Genomic DNA, 16,958 nt, shown 5'->3' with positions numbered 1-16,958 from the left:
ATTGGTTAAGAATTTAGACATATCAATCAAGTCAATAAATTTAAAAGAAAAATTTAAAGATAGCCATCATGCGGAAATTGCAGGAGTGAGTGCTTCAGCTGTTGATTGTATGGTACTTTTAAATATTTGGGAAACAGAAGAATATAAATCTTTATCCCAGCAAATAATTGTCCTTAATAAACTGGAAATTATTGACAGCTATAAGTTTTCAAAAAATTTAAAATGGAATTGTATCTATAATCTTAATAATGGCTTTTATCTGCTTGGCAGTAAATTTTCAAGCTTATACTCGGGTGCTGTACTGGCTTTATTTAAAGAGAATACCATCATAACTTCCAGGCTATTTGATAAAGGATATGCAACAGAAATACATGCCATACAAAAAGACAAGGATGATTCGTTTTTAATCAGTGGAAGCTGGTACCAATGTGTGCCTTGCGGAAGTCATGATGATTATGTTCCGGTACAGTGGCAAAACAAAATAACGATAGAAACTACAGGTTTTAGAGACGAGGATATAGATCAGTCCAATCCAAAAACAATCGGGTTACATGTTTCGGATTCAGATTCAGAAAATTATTTCGTTCTCGAAGATTATGGCATTTCTAAATATAGTAATGATGATGTCTTAATCTGGAATCAGGGTCTGGGACATTTCGGAATTGAAAATTTAAAGCCAATTCATAAAATGGTACCGTTTTTTAAAACCCAAAACGGTAAAACCATTCAGGATGGTGTTTGGTTTTCCGGTTTAGATTATGGAGATTCTGTCACAAGTTTGTCAGAACCATTATTTGGAAGGGTTACGGCCGGTGGTACGATTTTATCTTTTAAAAACATACTAATTGATTTTCCGGAGATTTATAAAATTCATTGTCTGATTCCGGGTCAGGATAACAATTGTTTATTGATTGGAGAAACTTTGATCGTAGGGCAGGGTACAGGCTTATTTATACTTTACAATCAATTTTCTGAAGGAATCTGGCAGCAGAATATACAATATATCAACTTTAGTAAAAACGGTTTAGAATTAAAAGTACAGGACTCTCCCGAATTTCATAACCGATACTTACAAATCAAAGCAATCTGTCCGCAAAGTGAAAGACTGGAAGATTTAGAGGAAGTCGTCATTTTTGGAAATGCAGATCATCTTCGCGACCGAAATAATGGTGATGGATGGTCTGTCAAAATAAACAATATTTTTTAACACCGGTTTCAAATGAAGAATATCATTTTACTCTTTTTGCTTTTTGGAAATATCATTATGAACGCACAGAATAAAAATATGGAATACAAATACGATCAGGAAAAACTGAACAATGCAGGACAACGTGAGGGTGAATTAATTCATACTTCTTATGATGAAAAGACAGAATACAAACATTTATACAAAGATGGAAAACTAATAGAGGAAACAAATTACCGTTATTTTTTAGAAGGGAAAAGAGAATTGGTTGGGAAATATCAGGAAGGAAAACCTTTTGAAGGACACTTTGTTTATAGAAACGAATTTGAAATTCCGTTGATAGATTATTATCAAAACGGAAGATTCATAGCTCAATATACTTGTTCATTACTAGATTTAATAAGTAATGAAGGTCAGGAATTCAATTTAAAATTCATTAAAACAACGTATCAAAACAACAAACTAGAGAACGGATTGGTTCATAAGGAAGAGTTCCGTTTAGAAGATGCGCATCTTTTAGCTTCAGAATATTACAAGGACGGTAAAATCACAAATGTAGATTTTTGGGTCATGGCGGTACATTACGCAGAATTAATTAAACTTAAATTTTTACCTAATGGTTATATTATTTATAAAGAAAGCCTGCCTAATGTTGAAGATGAAGCAATAGATAACAAGTTTAGAAGTATTAAAGTCGAATTTCAGGACTCTAAAAATGGAAATGTGGTTTATGAAGTCGAAAATAAACTCATTACAAAATATAGCTTCAGTTATGCTGATATTTCTCAGCAAATAAAACCAATAGCAGGTTTTATATCCTATTTCTTCTTCAACGATAATACTGTTTTAATGGCTCAGAATTACAATCTGGAAACCGATAAAAAATTGTATAACGAGGCTTACGGACCAAATTCTAATTTAATTTCCAGAGTTTTTTTGGTGATGAACAATCAGCCCATTCCATATTTTTCAAATCAGGACAACAATGATTATTCGTTTGTATTAGATCTGGACAAACGCATCAATACGAATGCAGTTTTATATCTGGATGAAAAAGGAAATCCGTTGAGAGGATTTTTGATCGAAAAAGAAAAACAAGACAAATATAAATACACGCAATACGAAGATTCCAAAGTGGTTTCCCAAAAAGAAACATTGAGTTTAGAAACTTTGAAAGAATCAATTTTAAAAGCACAACAGCAATAATATGAAAAATTTTGAAAAAATAATTACGCAGGAAATAGCTGAGTTTGCAAAGAAACATCCACATGAGCATAAGTTGATAGTAGATAAAATAAGATCATATTCCTATAGTGATTACACTGATGATTATTATTCCTTCTTACCATTTAAGAATCAGTTAATAGGGTATTATATAAATCAGGCTATTGAGGAATACAAGATTTCAAAAAGTAAAAATCTGGCGAATGAAATTGTTGAAATTGCAGATTATGATGTAGACAGACGCTATGATGTAATGATCGCTCTGGACATTGAAGAAGTATTTCAAAAGGTTTTAGAATACGCCACCGATTTTCTAAAAGGAGAAGACTTTTTGTTTCATCAGGGTTTGTATGTAAACGGGCAATCTCTTTTTGCACTGGCACAGGCTTATTATAATCCAAAGTTTAAACAGGATGTGGTTTTATTTTTTAATTCCGCTTTTAAGTATGCTAAAACCTATGCAAAAGAAAAAATTGAATATGGAGAAAAAGCAAATAAAGATCCCAATGGCTCAACATTATTAGAATTAGTACAAGCTATTTCCAGTTTAAAAGAAGAAGACAGGGAACAATTTGCCGATTTGGTTTTTGATATTTACAAGTTTAGCAGTAATGAGAAAAAAAGAAGTTATGAATTGAGTCAGGCTTCCGGTTTTATTGCAATTCAGCTAACATATTTTCAAACTGCTTTTGATATCAAGGTTATAAATAATGCCATTACAAAAACAGGCAAGCATTATCAGGAAAATGCCTTTGTAAAACAAACTTTATATGCGAAATGGTTTTTAGAAAAAAATGCTCAGGAGGCTTTGTTGTATTTGCAAAATAGTAAAGATAGCAGCAATCCGATGTTCGCTGTTTTTGCTTTAACCGATTTAGGACATAAAGAAGCATTGCCATTGTTTATCGCAAAACAGAAAGAAAGCCAGCATCCTGTACTTTGGGAAATTTACGAAGAGGCGATACAAAGGTTGCAAAATAATTTTCTTCCTAAAAACCAAACAGAGAGAATGATCTGGCTGAACGGAAACTTAACCCCGACACAAAGAGCTCTTGGAGCTGAGAATGACAATGTTTTTGTAAAGCGTGCACAGCAAAAAATAGCCGTAGATGATACAGTATATGAAACGGATGAAGATTAATTAGAAAAAAAATGAACGAAAAAGAGTTAACCATAGATTTATCAAAAGAAAAATTTAATTTTTCTGAGCTTTTGAATTTGAATGAGATTACATCAATCAGATTTGATAATTATACAGATAAAATAGAGATTCCGTCTGCGATAAACGAGTATCCAAATATTACAGAATTAAGTTTTTATGGTGATTCGAAAGAATATTTATTTGAAACTCCGGATAATCTTGAAAAATTAATTCATATAAAGAAATTAATACTTTGGAGTTATTGTGATTTTTCTAAAATAAAGCCGATGGTTCATTTGGAAAAACTGGATGTTGTTGTAAAAAATACAGAAGCAGATACCAGAAATATTGTGGCACTTTTTCCTAATTTAAAATATCTTGAAATTTGGGGCGATCATTTAAAAAATCAAAACCTGCCGGATGAAATTGAAAACCTGAAATCTCTGGAATCCCTTCATTTAGTGTCTTGTGGTTTAGGAAATCTGCCAAAGTCTTTTGTGAATTTAAAACAGCTTACGGAATTAAATTTAAGAGGACTTCCTATGAATACTTTTCCCGAAGAAATAACCCAATTAGAAAATCTGGAGATTTTAGAAATTTCACAGTCATTGGCTAAATTACCGGACAGTTTAAGCAATTTGAAAAATTTAAGAAAACTAAATTTAAATAGTGCTCTTAATGGGGCGAATATGGATGTTGCAGGTAGTTTTTTTAATGAAAAAATATATTTAAAACCGATCCCGGAGGTTATTGGTAAGCTCGAAAATCTGGAAGATTTAAATCTGGCGATTTGCGGTGTTTTTGACATCACACCTATTTTACCATTAAGAAAATTGAAGAAACTCAATTTACAATATTCTGCTTTAAAGAATTGTAATGGTTTTTCTAATTTCAAAATGCTGGAAGAACTCAATCTTTCAACCAGTTATGATTTAATTAATATAGATGGTTTAAATTCTTTGCCTTTAAAAAAACTTAATCTATACAGTTGTCACAGCGAATCAATTGCTGTGATTTCATCATTAGCAGCACTGGAAGAATTGCATATTCGAAGCTGTAATTATATCAGAGATTTTTCACCATTGTATAGTCATTCGGGTATAAAAAAGTTAAAAGCTAACGAGGAAATACTAAAAAAATGGAAAAAAAGAGAGCAATATAACAAACTTCCTGAACTGGATTTGATTATTGCTCAACTGCAAACAAATGACCTTGATCAATTTGAAGAAGCTATTTTGCATTTATCCAAACATGTAAAGGCCAATTCCAACGAAGAACAAAATCCTTTAGCAGGTTTTTTCGGAATCAAAACACGGGATGAGGAAATTACCGAAATTGAAATTTTAGATGCAGCCATTCAAAAACACCTTAAAAATCTTTCTGATAAAACACTTGTTACCATTTTTGCAATGACATTTAAAACAGTTGGATTTGATAATTATAATGCAGCTCTGATTGTTTTGAATGAAATAATAGCCAGAAAAAATATAGAAACCCAAAAAAAAATCATTAAGAAATTCTATAAAGCCTGTAAATATTATGATGCCGGACATCGTTTTTGGAGTTACACCGTTCATGACCAGCTTATCGATAATTTGTTTGCTCAGTTTACTTCAGAAGCACTTTATGAACTTCTTAAAAAAGCATCGACAGATATGCTGAATAGTGAAGGTGGTGACCAAATGGAGGAATTATTTATTCCCGCTTTTCAAAATGCAAAAGATGAGCAATTACAAGAGAAATTGCTGAATGTTTTCTTTGAATATGAAAAGGAGGCAAGAACTTATTATGGCAAAAGTTATTTCGATCAGTTATTACAGCAAATAAGTGATGTAGGTTCAGCTGAATTGCAGAATTTGATTTTGAAAAATAAAGAAGGAAATAAAGAACCGGAAAACTGGCTCACTTTATTGGAAAATCTAAACGAAGAAAATTTTCCCGCTGCTATTGACCAGTTTGTAAGCAAAACAACGGAAAATATTAATGAGTCTGATTTTAAGAAGATTACAAGCGCTGCCAAAGAAATAATTTTGCCCGAATCAAATTTGATAGTTTTGCTGAATTTGATGATAAAAGAAAGAAATAAAAACGATTTACCGGGTATTCTTATTTTTCAGTATCATAAAAAAACGCCTGAAAAAATTATTGATTTTCTGAAAGCCAAGTTAGAGAAAAATATTTTTGATACTTATGATGTAACTGAGATAGCAAAACGTATTATTAAAAAATTATGCGAATCAAATACCCCTTTGTCAGAACTTGAAATATATGAAAATTTCATGATAACCCATTGTGATATGAGTTTTGACCAGATTTATAATATAGAAATAGACCGTTTTTTATATTCTTTTTTTCACTATCTCGATTGGCATTGGGTAGATAGCAGATGGACGCTTGAAAAAGCAAAAGCAGTGGCTTTAAAAATCAAAGGAGAAATTCGTTATAGCGATTTGAGGTCTCAAACGTATGGTTTAGTAGATTCCGGAAAATATGAAACCGCAAAAGAGGTTTTTGAAATTTTGCATTCTAAAATCAAATACTCAGAAAATGAAGGTACTCTGTTTTATAACATCATAGCAGCCACAAAACTAAATGATGAACCTTATTTTGACCTGCTTTATAAAGAAGTTCAAAAAATAGAAAAGATATCAGAAGTACTACTAGCTTATAATCTTGCCTGCGGATTTGCTCATTTTGGCAGAAAAGAAAAAATGCTGATTTATATTAAAGAATCCATTCGATTAGGTAAAATAAAACAGCAGTTTTTAGACGATACCGATTTTGAAAAATACTGGGCAGATGCTGATTTTTTAAAAGTAATTGAAGAAAAATAATCAAAATTTATATGAAGAAAATCAGAAGAACCAAGATTATCCTTATGAAGCTTATTTTGATTCTGAACACGATTAGTTCTCTGGCCCAACATACAAAAGCATATAATATGGAACATTTAAAGTCGAAAAGTAAACAGGAACTTATAGAGATCGCTTTAGAAATCCTGAAAGAAAAACAGCAATCTCTAATAATTGACTCTGATGATTTTGAAAGCACGGCATGGCAAAACAGTAAAAAAATCCTAGTGAAATTTAGAAGATACATTCGTTTTATTCCGCTAAATACTGATCCATATCAATATTATGATATTACCGTAAACCTGATTACAAAACAAGTTCTTCCGTTTGATTCCGTATTTAATTTTACTTTTTTTATTCCCACAGAAGAGGATAAAAAAAAACTCGATTTTATTAAAAGTAAAACTGATTTTGCAAAACAATCCAACTCTGAAATTACAATCACTGAGAATGAAGACCATTATTGGATAAGCAACAGTAGTAAAACTTCCTTCAGCAAGTTTTTTATAAATAAAAAAACAGGTTTCAAGTCTGGCTTGCTGGAAGGTACGTATTCTGTACCACATATAAAACCTGTTCTTGAATCTACTTATGATCGGGAGGAAAAGGTTAAACTTTTTAAAGGAGATGAAATTTCAAAAAAAACAATTATTGATATGGCAGTTGCTTTATTAAATAAAAGACAGCCATCATTACAATTAAATTTTGAGGATTATGAGACTAAGGTTTTAGGTGACAGTAAAAATATGCTGGTCGAATTTAAAAGGATTGTACGGTATGTTCCGTTTGGTACTGATCCGGAAAAACGTTTTTCCTATGATATAACAGTTAATTTAAATACTACTGAAATTTTACCATTTGATGACTTTTTTAAATCTGAGTTTTATATTGAAACCGAAAAAGACAAAAAGGCAATTGAATTTGTAAAGAAAAATTTTGGAGGGTTTTCTTCCGGTTTTGAAAATACAATTTATGAGAGAGAAGAAGATTATTTTATAGATCTTAAAAATCAATATTCTTTTGGTAAATATGTCGTAAATAAAAAAACAGGTGAACAAAAAACGGAGATTCAGGCTTCTTATGATCCAATGCCAAAACCTGAAGCAATTGAAAATCCAGATGTTTTTATCGAAATTAAATAACCAGACGAATTATAGATAAATACTTAAAATTTAAATAAATAAACATTCATGAGTCAATTAATTATTGCTAAACAAATAGAAAAAACATTAAAAAACATTGTGTCCCATGAAGACAATCCAACAATCATTTTTATTTACGTTGATAGTTCTGTGGATGAAAATATGGAAACAGTTCCTTTTCTCAATATATATGGGAATTTGATTTTTGATGAAGAAAACTTTGATGAGGCTTTAATACAGGCTGTTGAAAACAATGATAGTGGTTATATACAAGATGTATTAGAAGAGATTGATTCAAGCAGTTTTGAAATTAATATTTCAGGATTCTATCCTAACTGGCCGAATGAAGTTGGAACTGGTGACCAAAAAGTAATAGACACTATTAATTCGGTTATTAATAAAAATAAAAAGCATTTTAATTTGGTTGAAAAATTATATTTTGACCATGTAGATAATTTTGATTTTGCAAAAATCATTGATAAACCAATATTAAAGAACAATTCGGAAATTGAAATTGATAAAGAAAATAACCTAATTATAAAAGATAATTTACAGCACATAAACGATGACCAGCAAAAATTTTCCTTAGAGAAAGAAGCCTGGGATTTGGTACATAGCAAGCAATACGATCTGGCACAGGAAAAATGCAACGCCATTAAAGCGATTGATCCGGATTATGGTTTTGGTTATTTTCTCGAAGCAAGAATATTGTGGTATAAGGAAGGATTTGAAGCCTGCGTTGCAAAAAAAGATTATTTTATTGCCAAAACCCAACACGAACCGGCTGCACTGGCGCGCATTTATAACAATTACGGTTGTTTATATGATCTGCAATTACGCTATAAAGAATCCCTCCCTTATTTTGAAAAGGCTATTCTGAGTAATCCTGAAGATGGAATGTATGTTTCCAACATTGCCGAATTATATTGCAAGCTCAATAATCCTAAAAAAGCATTTAAAGCAGCTGAAAAAGCAAAAAAACTAGGACATGAATCTTCAACTTTAAACGCTATTATAGAGAGTAAAGGCGTGCGTTATAACTAATAAACATCACAGAAAACCGATCACTTTTATATTTTTTTCGAAATACATAAATCATGAAAAATTACAGTTTTTATAAAAAAACAGAAGAAGTTTATATTAGTTCAGAATTCGCATTTCCGATAGCAGTAATCGTTATGGCTTCTCTTATTAGCTATGGATTGTTATACTTTTTTGGTATTGTCGTTGCGGTTCTTTTTAATATAATTATTTCATTTATTGGAAATTTTTATTTCTATTATTATGGCAAGTCATCTACAAATATAACTTTAGATTTTTTAATTCGTGTTGCCCTTACATCCGGTTTCTTTTTATTTGTTGATTACGGTGTTTATGCTTTGGTCAATTATCAAAAAACAGGCGTTTTTAATAAACTTTATTTTTATATATGGTTAGCAGTTACTTTAGGAGTTCCTGTTTTATATTACATTTTTCAATATAGCCGATTCTATTTTAAAGAAACAACGAATGCAGTAACCTATCTAAAAGTGTCTCTAACAGTACATCATGACAGGGAATTGCTAACAGTTATTGATAGTATTCAGTTTGTGAATTCGTCAAATCGTACCATGTCGGATATAAAATTAGAAAAACCGCTATGTTTTTATTCGGACAAAGAATTGGAAAAAATGGAGAGTGATAATTCCAGGAATCATTATTTAGAAGAAGATATTTTCTACAGCCGGATAAATATGCCTTTTGAAGCAGATATGCTTTTTATGTCCTGGTATTCAATTATAGAAGATAAGTATTATGATATCGAAGTACCTTTTCCTTTTGAAAAACTGGTTATTGAACAGGAAAAATATCCTACCGATGTTTCGGCAGTTTTAAGAGGTAAAAAATCCAAGCCGCTAAATTTGCATATTCATACCAATGGAGGAATTCGACTTTTTAATGATGATATGGTTTTAATCGATCTTCCGGAAAGTATTCCGACCGCTATTTCTGAAGAAGAACGAAATAAAAAAATAGAATTTCATCGGTACTCACATGAATATTATAGTGACCCGAAAGCATTTTCGAATTTAATTGACAAGATTAAATCGTCTGGTGGAATAGAGGAGCGTTTTCTAATAAAGAACAAATTGATTCCTTGGGGTATGAGTATTTCCGGACTTAAGGGTAATAATTATCTGGAAGTGTTTGATGTTTCGTTTAGTGAATACAAAAGCGAATTTAGCGCTCTGGAAATACCGATAATGAGTGCCTTGCCTAAAAAACTTGAAATTATTTACAGAGGTGATTATTTGTATCGATGGCTGATTTTACGTATTGATACACAAAAACTTTATCGGAACATTCAAAAACTGACTGATGAGAATCAGGAAACTCAAGTGTTGTTTGACCTTGCTTTTGAGAATTCATCGAGCGTAGATTTAAAGTTCACTATTACTGGAAATGGTAAGTTAGTAGATTTTACAGATTGGAAAATTGAAATAGATAAAGAACGTAAACAAAGTATGGAAGATCATCTTCTGGATATAAATGAAGATGAACAAAAACGTAGCCTGTATAAGGAAGCATGGGATTTAGTTGCCACCAAACAATACGATCTGGCTCAGGAAAAATGCGATACAATTAAAGCAATAGATTCGAGGTTTGGTTTTGCTTATTTTTTGGAGGTGAGGCTTTTGTGGTATAAAGAAGGGTTTGAAGCATGTTATGCCAAAAAAGATTATTTTATTACTAAAACACAGCATGAACCGGCTGCTTTGGCACATATGTATAATAATTACGGATGTCTTTACGATTTGCAATCATGTTATGATGAATCTCTTTCCTGCTTTGAAAAGGCTATTCTGAGTAATCCAAAAGACGGAATGTATGTCTGCAATCTTGCCGAAATATACTGCAAACTAAATCAGCCTAAAAAAGCACTTGAAGCTGCGGAAAAGTCGAAAAAATTAGGTCACGTATCACAAACACTAAACGCTATTTTAGAAAGTAAAGGACTACGTTATTTATAGAAAATCACTACAAATAGTGATGTTTGAGAAATTCAATAGCAATAAATTTGGCTTACTATGAATATCTCCTATGAAAAGATACAAATTATACAAAAAAGTAAAACCTGTCTATTGTAATTTTGAGGAATTGCTGGCTAATATTGTTTTGCCATTGGTAATAGCATCTTATATTTCTTATCCAATATTATATTTTTTCGGGACTCAAAGTGCAATAATTTTTAATGTTTTTCTTTCTTTAAGCGCAAATTATTTTCACAAAGGCTTAAAAAGCTATCTGCCAATTTTTAATAATAATGATTTAGGATTTAGACCCAGTCTTTCCTGGTTTTGTTCTTTTATAATCATATTCATTGTTTTATTAATAGCCGATTTTGGGTTTTACTTATTGGTTTTGTACCAAAAAAAAAATGAATTCAACATTTTTCACTTTTATTCCTGGCTAGGGATTTTGTTTGGCTTGCCATTGTTGTATTATACTTTAAAACTAGGGCAATATTATTTTGTAAAAAAGTACCAGGATCTTGAATTCATAAATATAGTTCTGGCTGTCAATTATGATCTGAATCTGTTTTTAGCGATTAATAATATTCAGTTTGTAAATACAGCAAACAGAAAGTCTTCTGATATAAAAATAACGAATAACATAAGATCATATTCTCAAAAAGAATTTATGGCAGTAAAAACAAAATCAAGGCATTATTATATCAATAAAGAAGGATTTAGGGAGATGGTTCAGATTCCTTTTAATGCAGATACGGTTTTATTATCATGGTTTTCTTATGTCGAAAATAAATATTATGAAATAGAAATTCCTTTTCCTTTTAAGAAATTTATTGAAGAGCAGCAAAAATGTTCGATAGATAAATTTAAAGTATTTAGGGGCAGGGAGACAAAACCGTTGTATCTGCATCTTTATTTAAACGGAGGCTTCAAATTTTTTTACAAAGATATAATACTAATAGACAGCCCTGAAAATAAAGAAGGAGAGATTAATGAGGAAGAGAAAAAAATGAAATTTGGAATGATATATTAAAATATAAACAAAAAGATATGAGTGAATTAGAATCAATATTTACAGCAGAACTAAAAAATTATACCGGTAAAGATAAAGCCCTCTTAGCAATTGATGAGGTTGCTTTTAAAATAAAAGAAGAATTGCCAGATAATTTTAATCATTGGATGGAGCATATTCCGGTTTTAGTTCCAATTGCAAAAGTGGGAGTAGAAATTGATGAATTAGGTTATGTATACACTATGCTGATAAACGAAAAAGGACAATGTATGGAAAGTGAAGCGGCAAGCCCTTGTCTCGACGATTTAGGACTTATGAAACTGTATAAGAAAAATAGTGAACTCGTGACACAGTTTTTAGCTGTTTGTTATCAAAAAGTATTGTCTGAAGCTTGTAAAAGCCCTGAGTTTTTAAAACTACCCCGTGCAGCAGAAATTGTTTTCAGTGTAGGTGAACACGCAGGATGGGAATGTGAACAGGTATACACATATAAAGGGGAGCGATACGAAATTGATCATGGTAATATTAGGCTTAAAAGATTACGTTTCGCAACAACCTGTTATACGGAGCCAAATACACCTGAGCGAAAATTTATGGATCATCTGCAAGATATAGATATTCAGAAATGTTCAGATGAACTATTACCTGTATTTACTGAGTTTTTAATCTGGTTATCCCATGAAAAAACCAAACCTCTTAAAAAAGTCATTTTAGCATGGTCATCTAATTTTTTTAAAGATGTAGCAATGGGCGGAAAGGATGACATTGTATACCGATGGCCTGGGACATTTGATTTGTATAAATGGTTTTCTTCAGAACGTCCGCAAGACTTAGACGATGATGGTTTAGTTAGCGTACGTTATTGTGTATCTAATAAAATTGCAGAGATTGCATGCCTGACTGCTGAAAAATGTATAGAACTGGATGCTTTTAAAGCACTTCCTAAAGATGATAGTTTTATAATGGAAGTAATGAACCGCACGGCAGGAGCACCGCCAAGATTCTATCCTTTCACTTAAGGAAGCCTTAATTATAAAACATGCTCCAGACTGATAATAATTTAGTGACAACATAATAAATATTTATAGGCTTAAAAAAATGGAATCTACACAAAAACAATTTGACCTTGCAAATGGAAATTATATCTTAGATATTCAGGGACCTGAAAAAAGATTAAAAGAGTTATGGAAAAGAAATTTCGAAGCTCAATCAGACCCTGTTGTTTACGAAGGTGTTTTATATTGCAGTGAAGATCATACTTTTTATGCAATCGACCCCGATACAGGCAATACGATTTGGGAATTTAAAACTCCGGGACGTACCACATCTCCGGTTTTTTATAATGATCTGCTGATTTTTGGAGGGAATTATATCGATAATCATGTCTATGCTTTAAATAAAAATTCCGGTCAGGAAATCTGGAAATACAAAACAGGACCATCAACAGCACCTGTCAAAAGAACACCCATCGTTCAGGATGATTTGCTTTATTTAACAGCAGGTAAAACTATACATTGTATTTCGGTTCTTACCGGAAAAAAACAATGGACATTTGGTTTGAAAAAAAAATCCGGAAATACAAATATGGTTATCGCTTCCGGAAAAATCTATGCTGTAACACAAGAGGCTTCCGGTAAAGAAGAATTGCAATGTATAGATAGTCAGAAAAAAGAATTGGTGTGGAAAATTAAAACACCCGATCTCTGGTCAAATCTTATTTGTGCCGAGGGATATTTATTTTATCTGAATACCAATGCCGAATTATGTGAAGTAAATTTAGTTACCGGAGCGGTAGTGAAATCAAAAATAGCAGATCTTACCATTCGCATTACTAATGGAAGTCTAAATTACAATAATGGTATTTTGATTATAACAGTTGCCAATTACATACTTGGACTTAATTTAACTACAAATCCGTGGTCATGGCAATGGAATTTTAAAACGAAAGCAGACATTGGCAGACCGGTTATTGCACAGGACAAAATCTATTTTGCTACGATGGGTGACGGAATTTACGCATTAGATGCAAATTCGGGTCAGGAATTATTTCATAAAGTGTCTGATGTAAGATCAGGCCTGGCTTGCGGAATTGATAATTCCAAAATTTTTGTTGCCGGATCAATGAGTGAGAAAGAGTTAACCGCTTATGGTGAATCATAGTTTAAAAACAATCAAACATATTTTGAATGCCAAACACCTATATTTTAACTGCCGTTTTATTATCAGGAATTTTTCTTTTTGTTAGAAGCCGAAATTTACCAAAGTACAAATACTTATTTCGGAATACGATTTTAAGTACCTCTAAAAAATATGAATTAGCACCTGTTCTTCGCGGGCGTATCTATTATCCGCGTTATTTCTACATTCCGGCTTTAAAACAATATTTGGTTTATTCGGATCTCGATAAATCAGGACCTTTTCGGGTGCATGAAACATCAGATAAGTCAGCTGGAAAAACACATGTTTTGTTGGATGAAAAAGGAAAAAGTATAATTACATTCGAAATACCTTTAAGTTTTTCTCATCGCAGCGGCTGTTTTTATGGACCTTCTGGATACATTCCTTTGCTGGAAAGTGGAAAAAATGAGGAAATCCCGTACCATCAAATACATAATTCAGATCTGAGTTTAGGCAGGAGGGATTTTGAAAAACTTTTTATACAATTGTACACTTCATCAGAATACATAGAATATATTAATCTTCGGGTTTTGGGAGATCAGATTCATGAAGCAGGCATAATTTTTAAAAAAGGAGGAAAGGTCGAAATTCTGCTTTCAGGTGTCAGGGATAGTCGGATGATTCGCCGCTTTCACGAAGACAGGACGGTTAATGATTTTGGGGATTATTATCTGCCGGATATTTCAAATAAAGAGACTTTCCCACAATCTGAGCCGGAAATCGAAATTATCAGACTGGAAACCACTAACATCAATCCGTTTGTACATTGGAGAACTCGCTTCAATCGTGAGTTTGCTATTGTGAACTATAAAAAAGAATACTCTGAGGGATTGCAGGGCGTTGCAAGATATGGCTGTATACCAATTTATGTACTGGGTGAATCTGTTGGGACAACTTATGTACGTTTCAGGGCAAAAGGAGAAACTTTCAGAATTAAAATTTTAGAAGTAGCAAAAATAAGTTTTGTTCCGGCTTACAATTTAGGTCTTCGCACTTTTCAAGTGCCCAAACAATATGAGACTAAAAATTCACTGGTATTTATGGAATCGGCTCAAAATGGGGGTAGTAATCGTATTGGAGGCGGTGTATTCGTGGTTCGTCCAACAATAAATACCAATCCATCAGCTGATATTCCTTCAGATATGACGGAAAAACAATTTAATAAGCTGCCTCTCAAATTACAATGGGAAATATTAAATCCGATTAAGGACAAGCATAAAAATAAAAAGAAAAAATAGTTGTTTTTATAAATGAATGATGTTCCGAATTTCATTAAATATTAAAATATAATATGTACGCTATACAAATCACAAAAGAGACTGAATCGTGGATTGCTGCAATTTGTCCACTCAAAGAGCAGGCTTTAGAGTATTTGCAAACTTTGCCGGAAGTTACACAAGAGTATGCAACCTGTTATGAAATACATATTAAAACTTTTCCATTCGTTATAATTGAGCACACAGTAATGCAACATGATTCGGCATTATATTTCGAGTTTGCTACTCTTGAAGAGTTGCAGGAAAGAATAGCTTTTTTTCGTGTTCAGATGATGGATGATCCGGATCATCTCTATTTTAAATATTATTTCATTGATGAAGCCTATTTTCAGGTGGCTTCTGAGCAAAATTATATGCAGTACCTGAAATATACGTTTGTGAATAATTCTATTTTGGAAGAGCCTTATATGATTTCAGTTTTCCATGAAGAAATAAAAAAATATGTTGCCGATTATGATATCAGTGGTTTGGATAAATTATTTGAACAAACGAAAAATGACAGTACATCAAAATTAGAAAAAAAAGATCTCGCCATAAACGGATATGACAATTTATTCTGGACAATGTACTACGATCACGCCAGCGGAAAGCTTACTGAAGCCGGTATTGCCTGCTTGCTTCCAATAGTTGAAAAGATAGAAATCTTAAGGGAACAGAAGAAGTGGGAACATCGCAGTTATGCATTTCATATGATGCTGGAAATGGCCTGTAAAAATAAACCGGAAACTGCTTTTGAATTATTAAAAAAGACAGTCGAAGCCTTTAAAAACTATTTGATTTCTCAACCTGCTGAAAAACTGAACATTCATCGATTGGTTTCTTTAGCCTATCAGTGGATGATTGAAACAGAACCGGCAAATGCTTTATTGTACTGGCAAAATGCTGTTCTGGAAATCAAAAAAGCAATAGATTATGATCCTGAAAATGCTTCTTGGTCTTCGCTTTTAGAGCTGATTTATTTCCCTTTTAACGAGGATAAAAAAATAAGCGGAGAACAGGAAAAGGAACAGAAAATAGTAAATACTAAAATTCAAAAATTCGAAAAAGACAGAGGGGCGGTAATAGCGTATCAGATTGCGCTGGCCTATCAAAATTTAGAAGAATTTCTGAACTGGAAAAAGGTTGAAAACGTTTTTCCGGAAACTTTGGCTTTTCAATGGGCAGAAAAAGCATTGGCTTATATTCCGGAAGAACTTTCCCGAACAAGTTTATACGAATGTGCAGAATTTTTCAGTAAAACAGGCGCTAAAGCGAATCGGGTTGATTTTTTAGAAAAGACAATTTCTTTGTACGAGCATATATTAAACACTTACGAAGACAGCTTTCTGGAAATATTTTACATTGTCAGTATTCTTAGGGAAATAGCAAGAATACATCTTCAAAATAATCAGCAGGAATTAGCAGATTCTGCTATTACTGAAGCAAGATTAATGTTTGAAAATAATTTAGAAAAGGTAAAATCCAATGCGTCCTTAAATCTTCGGTATGCAGAATTTTTAGAATATTGTTACACCTACAATGGTAATATAAAAAAGCCTGCTTTGAGCGAACTTAAAGGTGTTGCCGAAGAAATTGAAATCGAATCAAAAGGTTTTTACAGTTATCCTTATGGATTGTTAACATGCATAGCATTATTGGAGTCTAATGAGACTGAAGCTATCCTGCAGGCAACCAAAAGTTTGATTTTGCACGAACTGTGCGCTAAAGCTACTTTTTACGATCTTTTCGAACAATTTAAAAATTCAGAATACAATCAGATAAAAGACTTTTTGCAGGACACTATTCTGTTTATGGAAGAGGTAGAAAAAAATTATTACTATAATCCTGAATTAAGCTGGGAAAAACTAAATAAAATGTCGAATGAAGCGTTAACTGTTTATTGGGAAGGACGCAAGGATGAAATTAGGAACAGACTATCATTTGATACAGAATAAG

The 16,958-nt window shown here is 32.1% G+C and carries 12 protein-coding genes; all 12 read left to right on the top strand.

The genetic code is table 11. The features are described from left to right. Position 1 precedes the first annotated feature (1 nt). The 12 genes from DMB68_RS07660 to DMB68_RS07605 all read left to right on the top strand — a co-directional run bounded on the left by DMB68_RS07660 (position 2) and on the right by DMB68_RS07605 (position 16,957). Entirely contained in the window at positions 2–1,207 is a 1,206-nt protein-coding gene (locus DMB68_RS07660) for a hypothetical protein (RefSeq protein ID WP_110346017.1), read from the top strand. A 12-nt stretch (positions 1,208–1,219) separates the two neighbouring features. Next, positions 1,220–2,392 (top strand): hypothetical protein, encoded by a 1,173-nt coding sequence (locus tag DMB68_RS07655; RefSeq protein ID WP_124019403.1) that lies wholly within the window; start codon positions 1,220–1,222, stop codon positions 2,390–2,392. 1 nt (position 2,393) lies between these two features. After that, positions 2,394–3,551: a hypothetical protein gene (locus tag DMB68_RS07650; RefSeq protein ID WP_110346015.1), complete on the top strand. Its 1,158-nt coding sequence runs from the start codon at positions 2,394–2,396 to the stop codon at positions 3,549–3,551. An 11-nt stretch (positions 3,552–3,562) separates the two neighbouring features. Beyond that, positions 3,563–6,385 (top strand): leucine-rich repeat domain-containing protein, encoded by a 2,823-nt coding sequence (locus DMB68_RS07645; protein WP_110346014.1) that lies wholly within the window; start codon positions 3,563–3,565, stop codon positions 6,383–6,385. 11 nt (positions 6,386–6,396) lie between these two features. After that, positions 6,397–7,545 (top strand): hypothetical protein, encoded by a 1,149-nt coding sequence (locus tag DMB68_RS07640; protein ID WP_124019402.1) that lies wholly within the window; start codon positions 6,397–6,399, stop codon positions 7,543–7,545. 48 nt (positions 7,546–7,593) lie between these two features. Next, entirely contained in the window at positions 7,594–8,589 is a 996-nt protein-coding gene (locus DMB68_RS07635; RefSeq protein WP_110346012.1) for a tetratricopeptide repeat protein, read from the top strand. Between the two features lie 53 nt (positions 8,590–8,642). Next, entirely contained in the window at positions 8,643–10,556 is a 1,914-nt protein-coding gene (locus tag DMB68_RS07630) for a tetratricopeptide repeat protein (RefSeq protein ID WP_231131606.1), read from the top strand. A gap of 70 nt (positions 10,557–10,626) precedes the next feature. Further along, positions 10,627–11,589 (top strand): hypothetical protein, encoded by a 963-nt coding sequence (locus DMB68_RS07625; RefSeq protein ID WP_110346010.1) that lies wholly within the window; start codon positions 10,627–10,629, stop codon positions 11,587–11,589. Positions 11,590–11,606: 17 nt separating this feature from the next. After that, a complete protein-coding gene (locus DMB68_RS07620; protein ID WP_110346009.1) occupies positions 11,607–12,587 on the top strand; it encodes a hypothetical protein in 981 nt (326 codons plus the stop codon). Positions 12,588–12,666: 79 nt separating this feature from the next. Beyond that, positions 12,667–13,728: a PQQ-binding-like beta-propeller repeat protein gene (locus DMB68_RS07615; protein ID WP_110346008.1), complete on the top strand. Its 1,062-nt coding sequence runs from the start codon at positions 12,667–12,669 to the stop codon at positions 13,726–13,728. Between the two features lie 26 nt (positions 13,729–13,754). Continuing rightward, positions 13,755–14,984 carry a leucine-rich repeat domain-containing protein gene (locus tag DMB68_RS07610; protein ID WP_196783691.1) on the top strand — a complete coding sequence of 410 codons (1,230 nt, stop codon included), beginning with the start codon at positions 13,755–13,757 and terminating at the stop codon, positions 14,982–14,984. 53 nt (positions 14,985–15,037) lie between these two features. After that, complete coding sequence (locus DMB68_RS07605; RefSeq protein ID WP_110346007.1) at positions 15,038–16,957, top strand: hypothetical protein; 1,920 nt, start codon at positions 15,038–15,040, stop codon at positions 16,955–16,957. The last annotated feature ends 1 nt before the right edge of the window (position 16,958 follow it).

Origin of the sequence: Flavobacterium hydrophilum (assembly GCF_003202405.1) — a bacterium.
In the GTDB taxonomy this organism is placed as follows: Bacteria; Bacteroidota; Bacteroidia; order Flavobacteriales; family Flavobacteriaceae; genus Flavobacterium; species Flavobacterium hydrophilum.
Note: the sequence above shows the minus strand (reverse complement) of the source record. Positions and strands in the feature narration are given on the sequence as shown.

What these genes read in the sequence shown, in the direction of transcription:
- DMB68_RS07655 (WP_124019403.1), top strand. Translation starts at nt 1,220, where the DNA reads ATGAAGAATATCATTTTACTCTTTTTGCTTTTTGGAAATATCATTATG.
- DMB68_RS07650 (WP_110346015.1), top strand. Translation starts at nt 2,394, where the DNA reads ATGAAAAATTTTGAAAAAATAATTACGCAGGAAATAGCTGAGTTTGCA.
- DMB68_RS07645 (WP_110346014.1), top strand. Translation starts at nt 3,563, where the DNA reads ATGAACGAAAAAGAGTTAACCATAGATTTATCAAAAGAAAAATTTAAT.
- DMB68_RS07640 (WP_124019402.1), top strand. Translation starts at nt 6,397, where the DNA reads ATGAAGAAAATCAGAAGAACCAAGATTATCCTTATGAAGCTTATTTTG.
- DMB68_RS07635 (WP_110346012.1), top strand. Translation starts at nt 7,594, where the DNA reads ATGAGTCAATTAATTATTGCTAAACAAATAGAAAAAACATTAAAAAAC.
- DMB68_RS07630 (WP_231131606.1), top strand. Translation starts at nt 8,643, where the DNA reads ATGAAAAATTACAGTTTTTATAAAAAAACAGAAGAAGTTTATATTAGT.
- DMB68_RS07625 (WP_110346010.1), top strand. Translation starts at nt 10,627, where the DNA reads ATGAAAAGATACAAATTATACAAAAAAGTAAAACCTGTCTATTGTAAT.
- DMB68_RS07620 (WP_110346009.1), top strand. Translation starts at nt 11,607, where the DNA reads ATGAGTGAATTAGAATCAATATTTACAGCAGAACTAAAAAATTATACC.
- DMB68_RS07615 (WP_110346008.1), top strand. Translation starts at nt 12,667, where the DNA reads ATGGAATCTACACAAAAACAATTTGACCTTGCAAATGGAAATTATATC.
- DMB68_RS07610 (WP_196783691.1), top strand. Translation starts at nt 13,755, where the DNA reads ATGCCAAACACCTATATTTTAACTGCCGTTTTATTATCAGGAATTTTT.
- DMB68_RS07605 (WP_110346007.1), top strand. Translation starts at nt 15,038, where the DNA reads ATGTACGCTATACAAATCACAAAAGAGACTGAATCGTGGATTGCTGCA.